This is a genomic window from Pandoraea sp. NE5 (assembly GCF_024363545.1).
Classification (GTDB): Bacteria; Pseudomonadota; Gammaproteobacteria; order Burkholderiales; family Burkholderiaceae; genus Pandoraea; species Pandoraea cepalis.
This window is the reverse complement of record NZ_AP025517.1, coordinates 4,111,320-4,131,464: the sequence shown is the minus strand read 5'-3', so window position 1 is coordinate 4,131,464 and position 20,145 is coordinate 4,111,320. Positions and strand designations below refer to the sequence as shown.

General features: G+C 61.4%; 21 protein-coding genes and 1 pseudogene. 5 read left to right on the top strand and 17 right to left on the bottom strand.

Annotation, left to right across the window (positions count from 1 at the left end; all coding sequences use genetic code 11):
• From PanNE5_RS18805 to PanNE5_RS18725, 17 genes and pseudogenes are all read right to left on the bottom strand, one after another.
• Complete coding sequence (locus PanNE5_RS18805) at nucleotides 1-243, bottom strand: heavy-metal-associated domain-containing protein (RefSeq protein ID WP_130025952.1); 243 nt, start codon at nucleotides 241-243, stop codon at nucleotides 1-3.
• Entirely contained in the window at nucleotides 197-370 is a 174-nt protein-coding gene (locus PanNE5_RS18800; RefSeq protein ID WP_165385283.1) for a hypothetical protein, read from the bottom strand. Before PanNE5_RS18800 ends, PanNE5_RS18805 begins: the two co-directional genes overlap by 47 nt.
• 55 nt (nucleotides 371-425) lie before the next feature.
• Nucleotides 426-878: a hypothetical protein gene (locus PanNE5_RS18795; RefSeq protein WP_130025953.1), complete on the bottom strand. Its 453-nt coding sequence runs from the start codon at nucleotides 876-878 to the stop codon at nucleotides 426-428.
• 15 nt (nucleotides 879-893) lie between these two features.
• Complete coding sequence (locus tag PanNE5_RS18790; protein WP_130025954.1) at nucleotides 894-1,088, bottom strand: YqaE/Pmp3 family membrane protein; 195 nt, start codon at nucleotides 1,086-1,088, stop codon at nucleotides 894-896.
• Between the two features lie 66 nt (nucleotides 1,089-1,154).
• Nucleotides 1,155-1,517 carry a type II toxin-antitoxin system PemK/MazF family toxin gene (locus PanNE5_RS18785; RefSeq protein WP_130025955.1) on the bottom strand — a complete coding sequence of 121 codons (363 nt, stop codon included), beginning with the start codon at nucleotides 1,515-1,517 and terminating at the stop codon, nucleotides 1,155-1,157.
• Nucleotides 1,517-1,771 (bottom strand): AbrB/MazE/SpoVT family DNA-binding domain-containing protein, encoded by a 255-nt coding sequence (locus tag PanNE5_RS18780; RefSeq protein WP_052654700.1) that lies wholly within the window; start codon nucleotides 1,769-1,771, stop codon nucleotides 1,517-1,519. Before PanNE5_RS18780 ends, PanNE5_RS18785 begins: the two co-directional genes overlap by 1 nt.
• Nucleotides 1,772-1,850: 79 nt before the next feature.
• Complete coding sequence (locus tag PanNE5_RS18775; RefSeq protein WP_261939870.1) at nucleotides 1,851-2,066, bottom strand: tyrosine-type recombinase/integrase; 216 nt, start codon at nucleotides 2,064-2,066, stop codon at nucleotides 1,851-1,853.
• 233 nt (nucleotides 2,067-2,299) lie between these two features.
• Nucleotides 2,300-2,548: pseudogene (locus tag PanNE5_RS18770) on the bottom strand (tyrosine-type recombinase/integrase); the annotation flags it as partial.
• A gap of 326 nt (nucleotides 2,549-2,874) precedes the next feature.
• Entirely contained in the window at nucleotides 2,875-3,471 is a 597-nt protein-coding gene (locus PanNE5_RS18765; RefSeq protein WP_261938603.1) for a DUF4087 domain-containing protein, read from the bottom strand.
• A gap of 42 nt (nucleotides 3,472-3,513) precedes the next feature.
• A complete protein-coding gene (locus tag PanNE5_RS18760) occupies nucleotides 3,514-3,903 on the bottom strand; it encodes a cytochrome b5 domain-containing protein (RefSeq protein WP_017234488.1) in 390 nt (129 codons plus the stop codon).
• Nucleotides 3,900-5,174: a ferric reductase-like transmembrane domain-containing protein gene (locus PanNE5_RS18755; RefSeq protein ID WP_261938602.1), complete on the bottom strand. Its 1,275-nt coding sequence runs from the start codon at nucleotides 5,172-5,174 to the stop codon at nucleotides 3,900-3,902. Before PanNE5_RS18755 ends, PanNE5_RS18760 begins: the two co-directional genes overlap by 4 nt.
• 580 nt (nucleotides 5,175-5,754) lie before the next feature.
• The gene (locus PanNE5_RS18750) at nucleotides 5,755-7,074 is read right to left on the bottom strand and encodes an MFS transporter (RefSeq protein ID WP_017234486.1); all 1,320 of its coding nucleotides are present in this window, start codon (nucleotides 7,072-7,074) and stop codon (nucleotides 5,755-5,757) included.
• A gap of 58 nt (nucleotides 7,075-7,132) precedes the next feature.
• Nucleotides 7,133-8,356: a tricarballylate utilization 4Fe-4S protein TcuB gene (gene tcuB / locus PanNE5_RS18745; protein ID WP_017234485.1), complete on the bottom strand. Its 1,224-nt coding sequence runs from the start codon at nucleotides 8,354-8,356 to the stop codon at nucleotides 7,133-7,135.
• Nucleotides 8,343-9,752 (bottom strand): FAD-dependent tricarballylate dehydrogenase TcuA, encoded by a 1,410-nt coding sequence (gene tcuA / locus PanNE5_RS18740; protein WP_261938601.1) that lies wholly within the window; start codon nucleotides 9,750-9,752, stop codon nucleotides 8,343-8,345. The genes tcuB and tcuA overlap by 14 nt, the downstream gene beginning before the upstream one ends.
• A 63-nt stretch (nucleotides 9,753-9,815) precedes the next feature.
• On the bottom strand, nucleotides 9,816-10,769 hold the full coding sequence (locus PanNE5_RS18735) for a LysR family transcriptional regulator (RefSeq protein WP_026132041.1): 954 nt from the start codon (nucleotides 10,767-10,769) through the stop codon (nucleotides 9,816-9,818).
• A gap of 176 nt (nucleotides 10,770-10,945) precedes the next feature.
• On the bottom strand, nucleotides 10,946-12,274 hold the full coding sequence (locus PanNE5_RS18730) for an NAD(P)/FAD-dependent oxidoreductase (RefSeq protein ID WP_017234482.1): 1,329 nt from the start codon (nucleotides 12,272-12,274) through the stop codon (nucleotides 10,946-10,948).
• A gap of 120 nt (nucleotides 12,275-12,394) precedes the next feature.
• Complete coding sequence (locus tag PanNE5_RS18725) at nucleotides 12,395-13,855, bottom strand: aldehyde dehydrogenase family protein (RefSeq protein ID WP_261938600.1); 1,461 nt, start codon at nucleotides 13,853-13,855, stop codon at nucleotides 12,395-12,397.
• A gap of 224 nt (nucleotides 13,856-14,079) precedes the next feature.
• Here PanNE5_RS18725 and PanNE5_RS18720 point away from each other — a divergent pair, with 224 nt between their 5' ends.
• The 5 genes from PanNE5_RS18720 (at nucleotide 14,080) to copC (ending at nucleotide 20,140) form a co-directional block, all read left to right on the top strand.
• The gene (locus PanNE5_RS18720) at nucleotides 14,080-15,000 is read left to right on the top strand and encodes a LysR family transcriptional regulator (RefSeq protein ID WP_150608255.1); all 921 of its coding nucleotides are present in this window, start codon (nucleotides 14,080-14,082) and stop codon (nucleotides 14,998-15,000) included.
• A 227-nt stretch (nucleotides 15,001-15,227) separates the two neighbouring features.
• On the top strand, nucleotides 15,228-16,598 hold the full coding sequence (locus PanNE5_RS18715; RefSeq protein WP_261938599.1) for an APC family permease: 1,371 nt from the start codon (nucleotides 15,228-15,230) through the stop codon (nucleotides 16,596-16,598).
• A gap of 246 nt (nucleotides 16,599-16,844) precedes the next feature.
• Nucleotides 16,845-18,770 (top strand): copper resistance system multicopper oxidase, encoded by a 1,926-nt coding sequence (locus tag PanNE5_RS18710; RefSeq protein ID WP_261938598.1) that lies wholly within the window; start codon nucleotides 16,845-16,847, stop codon nucleotides 18,768-18,770.
• A gap of 17 nt (nucleotides 18,771-18,787) precedes the next feature.
• Entirely contained in the window at nucleotides 18,788-19,678 is an 891-nt protein-coding gene (locus tag PanNE5_RS18705) for a copper resistance protein B (RefSeq protein ID WP_261938597.1), read from the top strand.
• Nucleotides 19,679-19,753: 75 nt separating this feature from the next.
• A complete protein-coding gene (copC, locus tag PanNE5_RS18700) occupies nucleotides 19,754-20,140 on the top strand; it encodes a copper homeostasis periplasmic binding protein CopC (protein ID WP_150549852.1) in 387 nt (128 codons plus the stop codon).
• Nucleotides 20,141-20,145: the final 5 nt, after the last annotated feature.

Here is a 20,145-nt window from a genome sequence, read left to right as displayed (position 1 = left end):
TCACTTGCGAACGGCGGACGGATAGCCCGCGTTCCCCGTCGCTTGCGTCAACGCCTGCGGCTGGGCCTCGTCGGGATCGTAGGTGACGGTGGCGGTCTTCTTGTCGAAATCGACCTTGACGGTGCGGACACCGGTCACCCGCTTTGATGACTTCGTGACCGTTATCGGACACAGATCGCACGTCATGTTCTGCACGTCAAGCGTGACCGTCTCCGACGCGCCAGCCAGTGCCGCCAGAGGCAAGCCCCTTGCGCAGCTCCAGCCGCAGGTCCAGCGCCTTGATCTGGTTGCTGCGCCGGTAGCCGCGGAAGCCCATCGCCATGCCTGCAACGCCCGTCACCACACCCACGTAACCAGTCCAGTCTGCCATACCCCCTCCCTCATGACGACCCGGTCTCAAGATACAAGCGAGTTTTTTCCGTTGGTTAATGAATCTCGTGCTCTCGGGCGTCGACTTCAAAGGGCGCAGCGTTATATCCAACTGTGGCGATCTGCTGGAGATATGCGGGCAGGAACGCGGCAATCGAGCCAGCGACTTCGTACTGGTGGACGTGTCGGCATTCGTGCGTCAGCAGCCTGCGCACCAAATGACCCTGAACGATAAAAATCGCATAGCCCAACGTGAGGCCCGTAAAGCCTGGTCCGAGCAGACTGGCACTCAACGCGACGTTCCGTAACCATGGGTCCTCCGGCAACGGCAGTGTTGGTGCGATAACCACTCGAATCCTTTCGGGTGCCAGAACACCGACGGCGCGTGCGTCCGCGATACCTTGCGGCGTAAGCATCGCCCCTGTTAAAAGTGCCTGCCGCTCTTGTTCCTCTGCCCAATTTATCGCCGCAGGCACTACCTGCGGCAGCAGAACTGCGAGATTGGTCATCGTAAGTCTTCCTCGTTATCCGCGATTGGCCAAGGCGCGCTCGATTTTCTTGTCGGTCTTGTACTGGCTCAGCGCATACACAGACCAGATCGCAGCCGGAATCCAACCGATGATCGTGAGCTGGAGAAGCAAGCAGATGATCCCCGCGAAGGGACGCCCGATCGTGAAAAATTGAATCCAAGGCAAAATCAACGCAAGCAGCAGACGCATGTAGTTCCTCTACGATTTCATTGCCGGCTTCCGGCCGGTTCGGGGCGTTTCACGCCAGGGAATTCCTCACTCGCAGATCGAAATGATCTGGTTCAATTGCTCACACGCGGCCAGGAAAACCTCCTGCGGCGCTTGCTTCCAAGGATGCGGCTTGGCGCCGCGCGCCCGCCAGTCGAAGGACTTCGGCTGATGCCCCAAGACGTAACTGGTGACGTGTTTCGGCCCCTTGAACTTGATAGCGAACGGATTGGTGTCGTTGTACTCCGCCGTCGTCATAGGCAGGCCAATGACGATGCTGGTTGTCTCGTTAAACGCTCTAGGCGACAGAACAAGCATCGGATGCATATTCTTCATTTCTCGACCGACTTGTGGATTGCAGTCGATCCAGATGATGTCGCCGCGATCCGGTGCCCAAGCGACCTTCGACATCAGAAAGCCTCCACACCAACAGGGGATGCAGCCATGGCTTCTCCGCCATGCTTCGACAGGTCGAACTTGGCGAGCTTTTCAGCAAGGGTGAGCTTACGAGGGCCGACAGGCTTTACGGTGACGCCAACCTCATCGGTTGTCACCTCCACCTCAAGACCCACTTCAAAGTGCGCAGAGCGCGCGACTGCGGCTGGAATCCGTACAGCCAAGCTGTTTCCCCATTGCTGAATAGTCAGTGTTGCCGTCTTTGCCATGATGATTTACCTCCATTACGTATCGACAAGTATAGACACAATCTTCCTGCGTTTCAACACGTATAAACCTCTGGCGTCGTCAATCAGTGGCGAACATTTCTTCTAGCCCCTCAATCGCTTCGAGAAATTCACGCTCCGTTACTTCAAGGTACGGAGAAACGTGATCGAGGTGAGCATGGCCGAGCAATATTTGTACGGTTTCGATTGAGTGCCCTTGCGCCAGAAGGCGACTGGCAAAGGTGCGTCGACCGGAGTGGCTGCTGTACCCCTTCCCAAGCCCTGCCGCGCGGTACAGGCCGGTGACATAGCTCTGCAGCTGTCCGCAGCCAGGTATTCGACCTGCTCTCCTCTGTCGTTCGTCCGGCGCTTGACGCTCAGCTCGTAACGGCTCCCCTTATGAGTAAGAATCAACGACGTCTGGGGCATTAAGCCCCGCCACTTCTGGCGATCCATTGCTGTGCCCTTGCCCCGCTCCCATCGCCATTCGATGTAGCGATCGAGCGCGGCAAGCGCCTTCGGATGGCTCAGGTACACGCAGCGCTGGCGGCAGCCTTTCGTGATTGCTGCCCGCAGGCTCACTTCTTCTCGAATCGGTCCGGAGGACTGGAGCACGTCGGCCACTTCGATGCGGGCAATCTCGGAGATCCGCATCCCGCAGGTGAAGCCGAGCAGCAGAACGAGAGCGTCACGCTCCGGGTGCCGACTTGTGGCCTCGGTCACACGGAGCAGGTGTCGGATTTGGGCGGATTTGAGTGTCTTGGCGCGTTTGATGTCCATGGTTTCTCGGTCCTCGTAATACGCTCGAAATTGAGCCTGTTACGAGAGAGAAACGCCGGGCGCTCCTTTTCATGATAAACGCCCGTGGTTCCTGCCGTCCTCGGAAAATCTGCGCCGAGTTAATCACGAAGGCTTTGAGTCAAGGAGACCGGATTAGCATCGATGCACACCACGCATAATTGCCTAACTCGGTTCGCAGAATTGAACCCATATTCTGTCCACGGCAGAGTCCACAACCGGTTTGCACCTATTTTCTGTCGCGCGACAGAAACGCACTTAAATTGTGTTCACATTGCTGGACAAAAATTAGGGTATTGATGCCGCCCTTAAATAGGTAAGTAATTGATTTTGTTAGTTATGTTGTGCAGCTTCGAGTGCCCTGCTTTGTGTCCGCCAACTGCTGGCAGCGCGCGATCGGCCTTGCAGCGTTTCAGCGAAAGCGGCTTGGCTGCAAAGATCCGCACGACCTTGCCGGTTCCTCTTTCGACTTCCATATCCACGCACGCGCAGCCGTATCCGTGACTTCCCGCGTTAGTGACAACCCAGCCCTTTGTCGACATGTCGGGAATCTCGTCGAACCCCGGAACCGGCGGCTCGCCCATCACGGAAAGCGTCCAACTGCCGTCCTTGTCGTCGAGCCACCAGTTGCCAGGCGTCGGGTTCTGCAACCAACCACAGCGATTTTCCCGGTTGCCCGAAACCGCATGGGCACTGAGTGCCATCAAAAGGCAAACGGCAAGCGCGGGCGCCACGCGGCGAGAGCGAACGATTTTCATGGGAAAGACCTTCTGATCCAGGTACCACCTGTGCAAGGCGGTGGCCGAAACCTTCAGCGACGCAAACGCTATCAATATAGCCACTCCGGCGATATCCCTGGCAAATTTACCCGCTCGCAAGCGTTCGTGTTCCCGAACGAGGCCCATGTCCACGCCTGGAAGCGGCAACGTACAACCCGAAGACCCCCCCTACTTCGCCTGCTGCAACGCGCCCACTCGGTATGGGATCATCAACTGATCGGCGTAGGACGAGTGCGAGCGTCCCTTGGTCTTCGTCTGATAGGCCAGTGAGGCCTCCTTGCCACACCATGGCAAGAAGACAGAAGGATCCGAAGGATGCTGGGGCACGTAGCGGGTAAAGTCATACACCTGCCCACGAATCGCCATCCAGCAGTCGTTGCGGGTGGCATGCCGCGCGACTTCCGATAATGTGTAATTTGTCTCGCGCGCGGTCGTTGCCGGGGTATCCGGTGCAGGGGACGCCGCAGGCGCGTCGGGCAGCCAAACGCTGGCCGCCCAGAATCCTCCCAGAGCGAGGAAGAAAAGCATCGTGGAGACAATGAAAAGTCGGCGCATCATCGGAAGTCGAAGCTCTCAAACTGGATGGATTGTGCAGGCTGACCGAGTTCGCGCAGCCTCGCCGTAACTGCCGTTACCAACCCTTTCGGGCCACAGATCTCCACTTGTCGTTGCCCGATGCAGCTTACCCGGGACAACATGGCTGACACATCAGGAAACGACTCGCCGCTGGCTTCGGCGATCAGCTCGAAATCCGGGTCGACGTCGGCGCGGGACTTCAACTCGTCGAGGAAGGCCGCATCGCGCGCTTCACGGTACAGGTAGATCAATGTCGTTGTTCGGGCAAGCTTCCCGCTCCGGATTGCCGCCATGAAGGGCGTGATGCCAATGCCGCCAGCAATCCAGAGCTGAGGCTTTTCGGCGTTGTCCGCCAAAAAACGCCCGAAGGGGCCTTGCAGCCGCACCAGCGTGCCTGGCTCCAGAGACTGGATGCGTCGGGTGCACGGCCCGAGGGCTTTGACGCCGACAGTGAGCACGCCACCTCGACCGATCCCACTGACTGAGAAGGGATGGAATTCCCCACAGCCGCGGTAGACGGGGCCATCGCCAAAGGCCGCAAGCACAAATTGTCCAGGCTTGACCGGTAACGCACCGCCGCACGGAGCGAGCGACGCCTCGATCGTATCCAATGCCTTCGACGTAACGTGTGTGACCCGATAGGGATGTGCACTCAAGCCGCGATCCGTTGCCAACAGTCGCCAAGCGAGCGCTACCGTCGCCAGTCCAATGAATGCGAGAAAGGCTCCAGCGTCGCCAACGATCACAACGACGTGCGCCAGTCCGCTGATCGCACCCAGCGCAGCGAGGTAATGCAACGCGCGCCAGCGCCGGTAGCCCATGCGTCGACTGAACGTCGTTGCAAGGCCCCCCATGAGAAACAGCAGCCCGAACCATCCGAGCCACTCAGGCCAACTCAGATACCAAGGCGCAATGGCCAGCCATGCGGCACGAGCCGACTCCCCTAGCCCAGACATTCCCAACGCCAACGGATGGCACAGCAGCAGCACGTAGCCGATGACGCCGGCGCGGTGATGCCAGAGGTACATGGTGTCCAGGCCGCCCAGCATGCCAGACCAGCGGGGCTCGCGCACCATCAGGGCGAGGCTACCCACCAACAGACCGGTTCCGGCCCAGGCCGCGATGATCGAGATGGAACGCCAGAGCGACAAATTTTCCCGGAAGGCCCACCCTATGCCGGCGAGGCTTAGCGTGACGAGGAAGATCGGCGCGCCCAGGTCACGCGCCCGGAGACGCCGGTGCCGTGCGCTCATTGCAAGCGTCCCCGTGTCGGCAATCGCTCGTGCGTAAGGCGCTGGTGCCCGATAGCGACGGAATCCATGTGCGCAGGCATACGTCGAAACCGCAACGCGTTTTCGCTTCGCGCGAAGGTCACAGCCGATTCGTTTTTACGCCGACCGGAACTACGTTGCCCATGACGACCTCGATGTTTTTCATTGACTTGCTCCTGACAGAGGTGGCACGCAAGTCGTATCGCGCGCTCGTACTACGCGGGGGCGCCAATCGACGCGTTACCCGGCGCAACTTGGTGATATTCAAGAGATGGGGGTGAGCCTGAGGTTCGCCGCCGTCTACACGTTAATGCAGATGCTGTGACCCGTGCGAACGGCGCGGTACATGCCTTGATGCAAGTCAAGGCATGCACCGCGCACGCGCCGACCGATCGCGTAACGGCTGCTTCCGGCTGCTTCCGACGGGCAGGCGCCCTACCCCACTGCGTCCAGCGCCCCAGAAACAACAGACGGATTCCGGCAGCATATTTCGGATGACGACCGCCCCAAACAAAACGGCGACCAGTCGTCTTGCACCGGCCGCCGACATCATTGCGCTGGGTCAGGCTGACGTGGCGGCCGCCGCCGTGTGCCCTCGCCCGCGCCGGTACAGCCCGAGCGTGGCAACCAGCCCGCAGAACGCGGCGAAACTCAACCAGTACCCGGGTGAAGCCTTGTCGTGCGTGACCTGGATCAGGTACGTCGAGATGGCGGGAGTAAAGCCACCGAACACCGCGGTCGCGAGACTGAACGCCAGCGAGAAGCCCGCCACCCGCACTTCCACGGGCATCACTTCCGTCAGCGCAGCGACCATCGCGCCGTTGTACATCCCGAAGAAGAACGAGAACCACAGCAGCACGGTCAGCATGCGTGCAAAGCTCGGCGCGCCGGCGAGCCACGAAAGCGCAGGATAGGCCGTGAAGATCGCCAACACGGAGATGGCGAGCAAAACCGGCTTGCGCCCCACACGGTCAGAGATCGCGCCGCCGATCGGCAGCCAGATGAAATTCGACGTGGCCGCGAGCAATGTCACCATCAGACTGTCTGACGTCGAGAGTTTGAGCACAGACTTGCCAAACGTGGGCGTATAGACCGTGATGAGATAGAACGTGGTGGTCGTCATCGCCGTGAGCAGCATGCCGCCAATGACGATACGCCAGTTGACACACAGCATCGCAAAGATTTCACGCACCTGCGGACGATGCCGCCGCGCTTCGAATGCCGCGGTTTCCTGCAGCGAACGGCGCAGCACGAAGAGGAACGGCACGATTGCGCAGCCGATGAAAAACGGCACGCGCCAACCCCACGCGACAATCTGATGCTCGGAAAGCCAATGATTCAGGCCGTAGCCGATCGCCGCCGCCATCACGATCGCGACTTGCTGACTGGCCGACTGCCAACTCGTGTAGAAGCCCTTGTTGCCGGGCGTTGCCATTTCGGCCAGATAGACGGATACGCCCCCCAGTTCCGCTCCCGCCGAAAAACCCTGTAACAGGCGTCCCAGCAGCACAAGTGCGGGCGCGAGCAGCCCGATCGTCGCATACCCTGGCACGCACGCGATCAGGATGGTGCCGCTCGCCATGATCGACAGCGTGACGATCAGTCCGGTGCGCCGCCCCACCCTGTCGATGTATGCGCCGAGAAAAATTGCGCCCAGCGGACGCATCAGAAAGCCCGCGCCAAATACCGCGAAGGTGAGCATCAACGACGCGAAGTCGCTGGTCGACGGGAAGAAAATCTTCGAGATCGATGTCGCGTAGAAGCCGAACAGAAAAAAATCGAACTGTTCGATAAAGTTGCCGCTTGTGACCCGTAGCACGGCAGCGGCCCGGTTCGCGCGCGAGCTGCCGCCACTGACGGAGATGGGTTCTGTGGGGGTCATGGTGTCTCCTGATTATGGGTATGTGTACTTAGTGGGTAGCGACGGGACCCTGCGGGACCTAATCCGCGCCCAGACTTAACGTCTTGCCTTGGCGCTTCTCGATCGATGATTTAAGTAACGCCGCCGAGCGAAAAATGCCGTGCGCGAACTTTCCGTAAGGCAGCGTTGCGAACAGCGCCATGACAATGCCCAGATGGATGGCGAGCAGCGGCGGCATCGCGAGCGTTGCACGGAACCCGAGCAACGCGAGTCCGGATACGCTCGTCAACATCAGAAGCGCGATGAAGCCGCGGTCCATCGGACGTTGACGGGCATCAGTGCGTTCGGGATTGCGCCTGAGGTTCAGCCACCACAACCCCGCCGGCCCGACGAACAGTCCAATGCCGCCCACCGTGCCCAGCAACACCGGGATACTCAGGTAGGGATATGGCGCCTCCAGACTGAACGCATAGTGATACAACGTTGCAACCGCGGTTGCCGCGAAACACAACATGAACCCGTAGAACGTGAGGTGATGGAAGCGGCGTCGCGCAAGCGTGAATGCATCGTCCGATTCGTTGCAGCCGTCGCCGTGTCCACCATCGAGATACTTGAGCGTCAGCGCGTGCTTTGCGGCTTCGACGGCGGCAGGCATGCTTGCGCTCGCGGTTCCCGCCGAGACGTCGCGCCAGAAGCGCGTAACGCCCACGCTCAACGCCAGCATCGCGAACAGAAAGACCGTGCCGAACATTGCCGCGAGCAGGTTGTGCGGAAAGATCGCGTAGAAGTTTGCCGGCGTGGCGTCTGCGGAAAGACCACCGCGCAATGCCGTCCCGAGCATCAGAAAGAGCGCGAGACCTGCCGCCAGCGCGACCGACAAGGTCACGCCGTTACGCTTGTACAGCGCGCCGAACGCCCTGGGAAACGCATATTCGGTATACGTTTCGAGGCGGACCTGCGCCATCGATTTGGGCACGTTAACCGCGAATTCATGCGGCGGCGCGTACTGGCAAGCGTGATAGCACGCGCCACAGTTGTGGCAAAGGTTCGCCAGATAGTTGACGTCCGCCTTGCCGAAGTCGAGACGGCGCGTCATGGCCGGAAATACGGCGCAAAATCCCTCGCAATAGCGGCACGCGTTGCAAATCTGCATCTGCCTCGCCACTTCGGCTTCGCTGTTGCTCAACGGCACAATGGGAATCACGCGCGCCGCGCTGCCCGATGCGCCGTGTTGGGTTGCCTTGGTATCGAACGGCGACGCGGTCCGCGTGCGTTCGGGCGTGAGCACGTCAGACTGCTGCACTGTGAGCCTCCGTTGTCTTGTGTGCGGCGCGCGCGGCCTGCGTGCCGGCAATGCGTCCGAACGCTGTGCCGATCGACATGCCAACGCCGGCCGTATAGCCCTGACCAAGCACGTTGCCGGCCATCATTTCCCCCGCGACGAACAGGTTCTCGCTCGCCTCGCCGCCGAAGTGAACCTGCGCCCGGTCGTTGGTTTTCAGACCGAGGTAGGTGAACGTGATGCCTGGGCGCAACGCATAGCCGTAGAACGGCGGCGTGTCGATCCGGCGTGCCCAGTGCGTCTTGGCTGGCGTGAGGCCCTCGGTGTGGCAGTCGTCGAGCGCGGTGTGGTCGAAGGTGCCGATCCGACAGGCGTCGTTGTAGCGGGTGATCGTTTTCATGAACGGCGTCTCCGGCAGCCCCAACTGACGCGCAAGTTCTGGCAGCGTGTCGGCCTTCACGCCCGGAAACACCGGCGGCATGAATCGGCCGATCGCCTTCGAGTCGATGATCGAATAGCCGATCTGTCCCGGCTGATGGGCGACGAGCCGTCCCCAGATCGCATAGCGCTTGGGCCAGAAATCCTCGCCCTCGTCGTAAAATCGCTTGCCATCGCGATTCACCACGACACCCAGCGACACACAGTCAATACGTGTGCAGATGCCGCCGTCGTAGAGCGGCGCACGCGCATCGATGGCAACGCAATGCGATTGCGACGGATCGCCGATCAAATCGGCGCCGGCTTGCGTCATATGTTTGATCAGCACGCCCGTGTTAAAGCGCGTACCACGAATCAGGAAGTTGTCGGCAGGCCATTCGCCGCGTTCGTTCTGCCCCCAAGCGTCGCGCAGCCAGGCGCGATTCGATTCGAAGCCCCCCGCGGCGAGCACGCAAGCGCGCGCCTCGAACCGCTCGGCACCGCTGTGTGCCGCGACGAAGCGAGCGCCATCGAGTTCAAGTGATTCGACGGGGGTGTTGTAGCGGATGTCCACGCCGAGCGCTTCCGCGCTTCGGTAATACGCGTTGACAAGCGCTTTGCCGCCCCCCATGAAGAACGCGTTCGTGCGTGCCACGTGTAGCGCGCCGGAGAGTGGTGGCTGGAAACGCACGCCGTGTCGCTGCATCCACGGCCGGCACGACGACGATGCACGGATCGTCAGACGTGCAAGCGCCTCGTTGGTGATGCCGCCCGTGACCTTGAGCAGGTCCTGCCAGAACTCTTCTTCCGTATAGGCATCCACGAGCACGTCTTGCGGCGCGTCGTGCATACACCGCAGATTTCGCGTGTGTTGCGAGTTGCCGCCGCGCCATTCGCGCGGTGCCGATTCGAGAAGCAGGACCGACGCGCCGGCTTCACGCGCCATCAACGCAGCGCATAGCGCCGCATTGCCTCCTCCAATTACCAATACATCGACCATTTGACTTGGCTCCTTTCGGACGCATCATAGGGATGCCAAGTCGGTTCTGCCAGTCGCGTCCCCTCAAGGGGTCTTCACTGTTTGTGAAGACTGCGGCGCGCGCAGACGTGCGCCGGGCCAGCGGCTTTCGTGCACGAGTTGCCGCGCGACATCGGCGAGGACGACGCGCGCGGCGAGACCCGCGGGCGACAGTTCGTCGTCGGAGACACTGGCGATCATGTTGGGCCGCGTGGCGTAGCGCTCTGCGACGGGCACGCTCACCAGCATTCCGTTCGCGGATCTGGCGAGCGCGGCGCCGGGCTGTATCGTCGCGCCCATCCCCGTTTGTACCAGGTCCATGAGCAGCGCGAGACCGTCCACTTCGGCGACCACGTTAGGTTCGTAAGCCGCGCGTCGAAACGCCGACGACAGCAGCGAGCGCAGCCCATGCGTGCCGCTGGGAAGAATGAGCGCAAGCCTGCCGAGGTGCTTGAGCCGCACGGATGTGCCTGTCGGCATACCATCGAGACCCTCGGCGCCGATCAGGAACAGCTGCTCGTCGAGCAGTGGCATCACGCTCCACCGCTGCGCGGGTTCCTCGCGAAAGAGCACCGCGAGATCGATCTGACGCGCGCTAAGCATGGGGGCGAGATAGCCGGAGAGGCTTTCGACGATGCGCAGCCGAACATCGGGGTATCGTGCACGCATGGCTTGCGCGAATGCGACGCCGAGCACGCTCGCCGTGCTTGGCGCCATCCCAACGCTCACGTGTCCAGACAGACGGGCGGAGCGCGCGGCAACCGCGGCGTCGTCGATATGGCGCAGCGCGAGTTGTGCCTGACGCCAAAAGGCGATGCCGGCGTCAGTCGGCACCACGCCGGCGGACGTGCGCTGCAACAGGCGGGTCGAGAGTTCCCCTTCGAGACGGCTGATCTGCTGGCTCAATGCGGAGGTGACCACACCGAGGTCCAAGGCGGCCCGCCCCATGCTTCCGTGTTCCACCACACTGACAAAATACCGGAGTTGTCTCAATTCCATTTCGCGATCGACCGAGAAGTTTTGGCTAGCATGCGTCGAAGGCGACGGTATTGGCAAGTCCCAACGCCGCCGTTGGCAGTGACAATCCTCGCCCGCCGGTTGGCGAATTGACGGCACAACCTCGGCCTCATGGAACTCGGTTCCGCAGAATGGCTTGAAGGATGTCCTGAGCTGCCCTACATCATCTCCGGACGAAGCAACTGCCCTCCTTTCTTGAATCGATTCAGACTGAAGGGGGTGATATCGGCGTAAGGCGTTTTATTCTGCGCCATTTCAGACACGAGCAACCCGGCCCCCGGGCCTAGGCCAAACCCGTGTCCGCTGAACCCTGACGCGACGATCAGGCCCGGGATTTCATCGACGGTCGAAATCACCGGCACGAGATCCGGCGTGGTATCGATGAGGCCCGCCCACGCCTGCAATATCCGCACCCCTTTCATTTCAGGAAAGCAGGTCGTCAGGTTGCTGACCGCCTGCGCCAACCATTCTTCGTCAATGGCCGGCTCCAGCACCCGAATACGCTCGAACGGCGAGATGTCGTCAAGCGCCCAGCTTGCCGACGCCTCGGGTCCATTAAAGAAACTCTTCCCTATGCGGATCTTCAACTTCTTCGTCAGCTCGGAGCGATACGTCTGATAGAACTTCAAGGCGTACCGAATCCCTTGCGGGGCCAGCTCGACACGACCATAGCCGGGTACGGCAAGCGTGTAGCCCCCATCGAGACGACGACGCAACGCAAACCCGGGACCGTTGAATGTGCCGCCGGGCAACGCCGGGACTTGCGACGTGCGCATCGCGGTGCCCACCACATTGGCGACCGGCAACTCAACGCCATGGCGTTTCAACAAGCGCGAACTCCACGCGCCTCCGGCACACACGACCGTCGTCGCGCGAATGAGACCGCGCTCCGTCCACACGCCGGCGATACGGCCAGCGCTGATGTCGAATCCTCGCGCGGCACATGTCTGCAACACATAGGCGCCCAGTCCTTTTGCCCCCTCGGCGATGGCTGGCGCGGCCTTGCTCGGTTCGGCCAACCCGTCCGTCGGCGACCAGAGGCCGCCCACCCACCGCGCCGTCCCCGTCGGAATGCGGGATTTAAGCTCCGCTGCCGAGAGAAGATCGAACGAATAGCCCATCGCCTTTGCGCCAACCGCCCACTTTTCCCATTTCGCAATGTCTGCCTCCGCCGTCGTCCCATACAGACTGCCCTGACGGCGGAAACCGAGGTCGCGACCGATCTCGTTTCCGATCTCCGACCACCGCGTCAAGCTGCGCATTGCCATGACCAATTCGTCATGCCTGCGATTTTGCTGACGCACCCATCCCCAGTTGCGCCCAGACTGCTCGGCGCCGATGAAGCCCTTTTCCACCAGGGCGACCGACACCCCCTGACGCGCCAACTCGTACGCGGCAGTGGTTCCAATGATGCCGCCGCCGACGATGACGACGTCCACATCGGTGGGCATGACGGGACTATCGCTGACTCTGTCGATTTGCAACATGGATATCTTGTTTGAAGTTCCGTTGTCCGCCGCTCTTTGCCTCAGGGCGACCCGTGTGCCGCATTCCCTTCCCTACGTTGCGCGATTCGGAATGGCATGCGACGCGCTCGGCGATCGCCATCAGGCGTAACCCAGGATCGCTTTCGTCTCGAGGTACTCCTCGAACCCATGGATGCCGTATTCGCGACCGTTCCCCGAGCGCTTGTAGCCGCCAAACGGGGCATGGGCGTCCCACGCCGGATGGTTGATATGCACTTGCCCCGACCGGATACGCGAGGCAACCGCGCGCGCCTGCATCAGGTCCTCGCTCTGGACGTGCGCACCCAGGCCGTACTTCGTATCGTTCGCGATCGCAACCGCCTCATCGACGGTGTCGTACGCCATGAGGCTCAGGACCGGCCCGAAAATCTCCTCCTGCGCGATGCGCATGTCGGCCGTCACGTCGGAGAAAATCGTCGGCCGAACAAAGTAACCGTGGCTCAAACCTGGCGGGAATCCGGGACCACCGCAGACGAGCCTAGCACCCTGCGCGATACCCACATCGATCATGGCCCGTACGCGGTGAAATTGTGCTTCGTTTGCAATCGGCCCGAGCGTTGTCTGCGCCGAACCAGGATCCCCCACGACCATCGACTCAACGGTGGCGCAGGCCATGCGTTCGACTTCGGCGAGACGATCGCGAGGGACAATCATTCGCGTGGGCGCACTGCACGACTGCCCTACGTTGCGAAACGCGGCCATGACGCCCAAGGCCACTACCCGCCCAAAATCGGCATCCGGTAGCAGAACGTTCGGTGACTTCCCTCCCAGCTCCAGTGTGACCCGCTTGACCGAGTCTGCCGCCGCCCTCGCCACGAGCGCGCCGGCCCGGTTGGAGGCGGTGATCGAGATCATGTCGACCTGCTCATGCGCCGCAAGGGCTTCGCCCACTTCCGGGCCACTGCCTTGCACAAGGTTGAATACCCCCGCCGGCACCCCGGCATCGTGAGCGATCTGCGCGAATATCTCGGCGTTCAGGGGTGATAACTCGCTGGGCTTGAGAATCACCGTGCATCCTGCGGCAAGCGCGGGGCCCACCTTTGCCGTAATTTGATACAGCGGCCAGTTCCAGGGGGTGATCAGCGCACATACCCCGATGGGTTCACGTGCAATGGCGGTGTGACCGTCAACCTTGAGAAAAGCATAGCCAGCCGCGATTTCGCTTGCCACACGAATGTGCTCCGCGGCAAATGGAACGTGCGAGGCACGGGCGAACGATATTGCTGCGCCCATTTCCGACATGATCGTCTGTGCGAGCAGTTCCTTACGATCCAGAATGAGGCGATACATTCTGTCCAGGATCTCGACGCGCTTCGCCACCGGCGTATCTGACCACGGGACGAACGCCCTTCGGGCCGCAGCAACTGCCTTTTCGACATCTTCGCGCGACCCGACCGCCAGCTGGCGAATCGCGTTGCCAGTCGCCGGGTTGACGACGGGCACCGTGCGGGGATTCGCCGGCGCCAACCACTCGCCATTGATGTACAGCGTGCGCGTGTTGTCCATTGCAACGTTGTCCATCGTCGTAGCGGTGCGAGTCATGATTCCGACCTCTCAAAAGCGGAAAGTGATTCAGATGGGCTCAAGATAAAGAAGCAAACGGGTGCGGTGTGTAACACGCGGTAAATTCGACATTAAATCTATATTAATGGACGCACCATCCAGCCAGGACCTCGCGCCGTCGGCCGCCGCCGATTCGCATCGCGAGCGCCGCCAGGATTTTGTCCTGTGTAATATCGAGGGAACATGACATTAATGGTGACTTAATGATCGATCTGGACGATCTGCGTCTGTTCCGTGCCTTGGGCGCGTCGCGATCGCTCGCCGCCGCCGCGCGGTTGCTGAACCTGACGCCCCCCGCGGTCACAGTCCGCCTACAGCGCGTGGAGGAGCGGCTGGGCGTTCGCCTTGCGGTACGTGGCGCGAAAGGTATCTCGCTGACCGATGAAGGCCAGCGTTTTTTGCATGAGGCGTCTGAACTCCTTGAACGGATAGATGCAATTCCGTCCCGAGTTTCGGGCGAACCCGGCAGCCTCACCGGCAATCTGCGCATCGTTGCGCCGCTTGGCTTTGGTCGCGCGCACATTGCGCCCTTGGTTCGCGAGCTTCATCGGGCTCACCAAGGCCTTTCGATTTCACTGGTGCTCGCCGACAGTCCGCTCACCGCAGCGTCAGGCGCGGATGTCGTCATTTCAATTGGCAACGTCAAAGCGTCTTCCTGGGTGGGGCATTACCTGGCGCCCAATGAACGATATCTCTGCGCGTCTCCCGCGTTTGCGCGCCGCCTGCCGGCCGTCGTGCATCCGTCCGAGCTCGATCGGTATGAATGTCTATGCTTGCGCGAGAACGACGAAGACGCCACGCATTTGCGATTCATGCGTAACAACGATCGCGGAACGGGGGCAAGCAAGGCCGCCACCATTCGAATGACCGGCGCATTGTCGTCAAACGACGGCACGGTCATCAGCGATTGGGCGGTCGCCGGACTTGGCATGATGGAGCGGTCCGAGTGGGATGCCGCACGACTGATTGCCGCTGGAAAACTGGTTCGCCTACTGCCGGAATGGCGCTTGGCGCCCGCCCCCATCATGGCGCTGGTGCCAACGCGTCACGGACTTTCGAGCCGTCAGCGGGTGTTTCTCGAAACGGCAAAGCGTGCCTTCGACCCACCGCCGTGGCGTCGGTGACGCTCTGACAGCGACCCTACATCCCGTGGTTCAGCGCACCTTGCACCAAAGTGGACCGCGGGTGCCCCAGGAAGGCCAGGCAAGTCCGGCAGGACAGCGAATTGCGACCCGCCGGGACTGGAAAATCAACGGCGAACGCAAGAATGACATCCCCCTCTTGCTTGGACATCCGGCATGGAGTAAAACGTCGATCCATCCATGTCAACCTAGCCTAGAACCCCACGCTTATGGACCAACCCGCCAAGCTCAACGCCGATTCGCTGGGCATCGTCGAATCGGTGATTATGGGCATCGCCGGCACTGCACCGGCCTACAGCGTCGAGATCACGACGTCGACCATCATCGGGACGGCCGGCACGCTCTCCCCGGCGAGCATCCTGGTGTGCGGGCTGATCATGTTTGGCATCGCATACGCGTTCATCAACATGAATCGTGCGCTGGCCAGTGCCGGGACCTCCTATTCATGGGTGAGCATGGTCTTCGGGCGCACGCTGGGCTTTTTTGCCGGCTGGGCGCTGCTGGTGCTGTGCTGCGTGTTCATGGTGTCGGCCATGATTCCAGCGGCCAATGCCACGCTGCTCATCTTCGATCGACCCATGATGAACAACGTGCACTACGTGACGCTGATCGCAGCCGCGTGGCTCACGGTCGTCAGTGCAATCGTCGTCAAGGGCGTCAAGCTGACCAGCTACGTGCAGGTGGTGATGACCATCATCGAGGGCATCATCCTGCTGGTGATCATCGTCGCGAGCTTCTTCGTGTTCCCTCACGCGCAGCAGCACGCGTTCTCGTGGCATTGGTTTTCGCCCCTCGCGTTCACGCCCGCGCAGTTCGCCAGCGGTGCCCTGGTGGCGATCTTCTTCTTCTACGGCTGGGACGTGACCATGAACCTCAGCGAGGAGACGCGCGACTCGAACCGCATTCCCGGCCGGGCGGCGTTCTGGTCGATGGTGTTCCTGATGGTGTTCTTCCTTGTCTTCATCGTCATCGCCCTGCTGGGGCTGTCGGACGCCGAGATCCAGCACTTCAACACCAATATCATCTTCGCCATTGCCGAGAAGCTGTTTGGACCGACCTGGGGCTACGTCGCGATCATCGCGGTCTTGCTGAGCACGGTGGGAACGGTCGAGACGCAGATGCTGCAGTTCACCCGCACGCTCTTCGCCAAGAGCCGCGACGGCGCCCTCCACCATCGCTATGCGCGGCTGCATCCGCGTTGGCAAACGCCCCACGTTGCGATCTTCTTTATCTGGATCATCGGGCTGGCGCTGCTGTTCATGTCGTCTTATCTGCCGACGATCAACGTCATTCTGCAGGATTCTATTACCGCGATCGGCTTCCAGATCTGCTTCTACCTTGGGCTGACCGGACTCGCCTGCGGCTGGTACTACCGCAAGGTGTTGACGCAGGGCCCGTGGGCCGCCGTGACGCATGTCATCTGGCCGGTGGCAAGCGGGCTTTTCCTATTCTTCATCGCGGTCTACAGCATCCCGACCTTCGATTGGGCCACCAATGTCGTCGGCATGGGGGGCATTGTCATCGGTATCGTTCCGCTGCTGCTGAACCGCAAAAAGATCTGGGTGGCCCGGCAAGGTTGATCCGGCGGGCGCTCTGACATTGGCCGCGCGGGGCTCAGGCTTCCCCGTGCGGACGGTGGAATTCGCGCATCCCCTCCGCGCGGAGCCGTCCATCATGACAAATTCGTCATTTTGCCGTCATGGGATCGATGGCGACGTCCGGATAATCTTGCCCCATACCACAAGGTACCGACCGGGCGAAGACCGCGGTACCGACTGAGGGACATTGCGCCGTATGGCGTTGTCGAGACATTCGGATACGGATACATGCAAACCCATTTCGGCAGACGAACCTTCGTAAAGGGATTGGGGGCCGCCGGTCTTGCTGGCGGGCTTGGACTGTGGCGTCCCCCCGTCTGGGCGATTTCGAGCCCGGGCCAGCCCAATGTGCTCGCGGGCACCCAGTTCGATCTCGATATTGGTCAGGCCCCCATCAACATTACCGGCCAGGCACGAACCGCCACGCTGATCAACGGCACCCTGCCCGGCCCGATTCTGCGCTGGCGCGAAGGCGATGACGTCACCCTGCGCGTCACGAACAAGCTTCAGGCGCAGACGTCCATTCACTGGCATGGCATCCTGCTGCCGAGCAACATGGATGGGGTGCCGGGGCTGAGCTTCAACGGTATCGACGCAGGCGAAACGTTCACCTATCGCTTCAAGGTGAAGCAACACGGCACCTATTGGTACCACAGTCATTCGGCCATGCAGGAGCAGACGGGCGTGTATGGCCCTTTGGTCATCGACGCGAAGGACCCCGAGCCGTTCAAGTACGAGCGGGATTACGTGGTCATGCTCTCCGACTGGACGGATGAGGACCCGCGGCGAGTCAAGGCAAAGCTCAAGAAGCAGTCCAACTACTACAACTTTCACCAGCGCACGATCGTGGACTTCTTTCACGACGTCAAATCCAAAGGCTGGAGCGCGACGATCGCCGACAGAAAGATGTGGGCCGAGATGCGCATGAGCCCGACCGATCTGGCAGACGTCAGCGCCTACACGTACACGTATTTGATGAACGGCCAGGCGCCCAACGGGAACTGGACGGGCATCTTTCGCCCGGGCGAGCGCATTCGCCTGCGCTTTATCAATGGGTCGGCCATGACCTATTTCGACGTGCGAATTCCCGGCCTGAAGATGACCGTCGTGGCTGCCGATGGTCAATACGTCAATCCGGTCAGCGTCGACGAGTTCCGCATCGCGGTCGCGGAAACCTACGACGTGATCGTCGAGCCCGCCAAAGCCTCGGCTTATACAATCTTTGCACAGTCGATGGATCGCACCGGCTATGCCCGTGGCACGTTGGCCGTACGCGAGGGCATGGCGGCCGAGGTGCCCTCCCCTGACCCACGCCCGCTGCTCACGATGGACGACATGGGCATGGGTGGCATGGATCACGGCGCAATGCCCGGCATGGACATGTCGAGCACGGGCGACGGGGCGATACAGACCATGGACGGCACGCCTGCCACGGATCACAACGCCATGCCGGGCATGGATATGTCGAGCATGAGCGGTGAAACCCTGCAGACCATGGACGGTACGCCTGCCACGGATCCAGCGGCAATGCCGGGCATGGACAGCATGTCGGGATCGACCACCAGCGCAGCGGCGAGCATGTCCGGCATGGATCACGGCGCCATGTCCGGAATGGGCGCGATGGGGGCGATGCAATCGCATCCCGCAACGGAGAACGGAAATCCACTGGTCGATGCGCAAGCCATGAGCCCCACGCCACGACTCTCGGATCCAGGGATCGGACTGCGCAACAACGGACGACGCGTGCTGACCTATGCGGACCTCAAGAGCGCATTTCCCGATCCCGACGGACGCGAACCGACGCGCACGATCGAACTGCACCTGACCGGCCACATGGAGAAGTTTGCCTGGTCGTTCGATGGCGTGAAGTTCGCGGACGCGAAGCCGATTCACCTCAAGTACGGCGAGCGGGTCAGGTTGGTGCTGGTCAACGACACCATGATGTCGCACCCGATTCATCTCCATGGCATGTGGAGCGATCTGGAGGACGAGGACGGAAAGTTCATGGTGCGCAAGCACACGATCGACATCGCCCCCGGATCGAAGCGAAGCTATCGCGTCACGGCCGACGCCCTTGGACGATGGGCCTACCACTGCCACCTGCTTTTCCATATGGAGACGGGAATGTTTCGCGAAGTGCGCGTGGAAGAATGATGCGAATGGATAAGCCGATGTCATCGACGATCCCGCGGACCCTCAAGCGAACCGCCGTGGTCTTCGGCCTGGCGGCCGCCTTCGGACATGCCGTTCCTGCCCTTGCGCAGTCGGTGGCCTCGCCGGCGCACACGCACGATAAGGCCGCCTCGGGAGACGTGGAGATTCAACCCATGCAACCCACAGCATCGACCCCGACCGCATCTCCGGTGCCGCCGCTCACGGACGCGGATCGCAACGCCGTATTCCATGGCGGACACATGCACGACATGGGCGACACGGAGATCAACTACCTGGTGCTGTTCGACAAACTGGAGTGGCAACACGCCGGCGGTGGCAACGCGCTGAATTGGGAAGGGACCGCCTGGGTGGGCGGCGATATCGACCGCTTATGGATCCGTTCGGAAGGCAAGCGGACGGAGCATGGATTGGAGGACGCGGAGATCCAGGCACTTTGGGGCCATGCGATCAGTCCGTGGTGGGATGTGGTCGGTGGCGTTCGCCACGATTTCAAGCCGGGACGTTCCCAGACGTGGGCCGCGTTAGGCCTGCAGGGACTCGCGCTGTACAACTTCGATGTGGAGGCAACCGCCTATGTCGGGCAGGCCGGGCAGACCGCCGCCAGGCTGGAGGGCAAGTACGAGTTGCTCATTACCAATCGCCTGGTGCTTCAGCCGACTGCGGAAATCAATATCTACGGCAAGAACGATGCGAGCCGGGGTATCGGTGCGGGCCTGTCGTCCACCTCGCTCGGCTTGCGTCTGCGATATGAACTCGATCGCCAGTTCGCCCCTTATATCGGCGTCAACTGGGACCGAAGCTACGGAAATACGGCGCGTTTCGCAGAACAAGCGGGCCAGCGACGCAGCGAAGTGTCCTTTGTCGCAGGCGTTCGCGCCTGGTTCTGATGTCGACGTTCGTGCGTCCGACGCACGACGTTCGCCCCCCTAATTCTCACCCCCAAATTACCCACGGAGTTACCGATGAATCTTCGACACGTTGCCTCTCGTCTCGCGGTGATCGCCACCACGGCGGCCCTTGCCTCCGTCGCCTATGCGCATCCCAAGCTGTTGTCCTCGACGCCGCAGGACAACGCCGAAGGCGCTTCCCCCGAAAAGATCGAGCTGCATTTTTCCGAGAACCTGATGACGCAATTTTCCGGCGCGGCGCTCGTCATGACGGGCATGCCGGGCATGTCCAGCCATGCGCCGATGCGCGTTGCCGCGAAAGTGTCGGGCAGCGACGATCCCAAGGTCATGGTCATCGCGCCGTCGCAACCCCTGCCGGCCGGCACCTATCGCGTCGATTGGCGCGCCATTTCTTCCGACACGCATCCGGTGACCGGCAAGCTCATGTTCACGGTGAAGTGATCGGC

Excerpts from the sequence above, each read along its gene's own strand:
- PanNE5_RS18730 (WP_017234482.1), bottom strand. The coding sequence starts at position 12,274 with ATGTTGCAAATCGACAGAGTCAGCGATAGTCCCGTCATGCCCACCGAT.
- copC (WP_150549852.1), top strand. The coding sequence starts at position 19,754 with ATGAATCTTCGACACGTTGCCTCTCGTCTCGCGGTGATCGCCACCACG.
- PanNE5_RS18785 (WP_130025955.1), bottom strand. The coding sequence starts at position 1,517 with ATGTCGAAGGTCGCTTGGGCACCGGATCGCGGCGACATCATCTGGATC.
- PanNE5_RS18780 (WP_052654700.1), bottom strand. The coding sequence starts at position 1,771 with ATGGCAAAGACGGCAACACTGACTATTCAGCAATGGGGAAACAGCTTG.
- PanNE5_RS18720 (WP_150608255.1), top strand. The coding sequence starts at position 14,080 with ATGATCGATCTGGACGATCTGCGTCTGTTCCGTGCCTTGGGCGCGTCG.
- PanNE5_RS18795 (WP_130025953.1), bottom strand. The coding sequence starts at position 878 with ATGACCAATCTCGCAGTTCTGCTGCCGCAGGTAGTGCCTGCGGCGATA.
- PanNE5_RS18715 (WP_261938599.1), top strand. The coding sequence starts at position 15,228 with ATGGACCAACCCGCCAAGCTCAACGCCGATTCGCTGGGCATCGTCGAA.
- PanNE5_RS18750 (WP_017234486.1), bottom strand. The coding sequence starts at position 7,074 with ATGACCCCCACAGAACCCATCTCCGTCAGTGGCGGCAGCTCGCGCGCG.
- tcuA (WP_261938601.1), bottom strand. The coding sequence starts at position 9,752 with ATGGTCGATGTATTGGTAATTGGAGGAGGCAATGCGGCGCTATGCGCT.
- PanNE5_RS18765 (WP_261938603.1), bottom strand. The coding sequence starts at position 3,471 with ATGGGCCTCGTTCGGGAACACGAACGCTTGCGAGCGGGTAAATTTGCC.
- PanNE5_RS18760 (WP_017234488.1), bottom strand. The coding sequence starts at position 3,903 with ATGATGCGCCGACTTTTCATTGTCTCCACGATGCTTTTCTTCCTCGCT.
- PanNE5_RS18790 (WP_130025954.1), bottom strand. The coding sequence starts at position 1,088 with ATGCGTCTGCTGCTTGCGTTGATTTTGCCTTGGATTCAATTTTTCACG.
- PanNE5_RS18755 (WP_261938602.1), bottom strand. The coding sequence starts at position 5,174 with ATGAGCGCACGGCACCGGCGTCTCCGGGCGCGTGACCTGGGCGCGCCG.
- PanNE5_RS18735 (WP_026132041.1), bottom strand. The coding sequence starts at position 10,769 with ATGGAATTGAGACAACTCCGGTATTTTGTCAGTGTGGTGGAACACGGA.
- PanNE5_RS18705 (WP_261938597.1), top strand. The coding sequence starts at position 18,788 with ATGTCATCGACGATCCCGCGGACCCTCAAGCGAACCGCCGTGGTCTTC.
- PanNE5_RS18710 (WP_261938598.1), top strand. The coding sequence starts at position 16,845 with ATGCAAACCCATTTCGGCAGACGAACCTTCGTAAAGGGATTGGGGGCC.
- PanNE5_RS18725 (WP_261938600.1), bottom strand. The coding sequence starts at position 13,855 with ATGACTCGCACCGCTACGACGATGGACAACGTTGCAATGGACAACACG.
- PanNE5_RS18800 (WP_165385283.1), bottom strand. The coding sequence starts at position 370 with ATGGCAGACTGGACTGGTTACGTGGGTGTGGTGACGGGCGTTGCAGGC.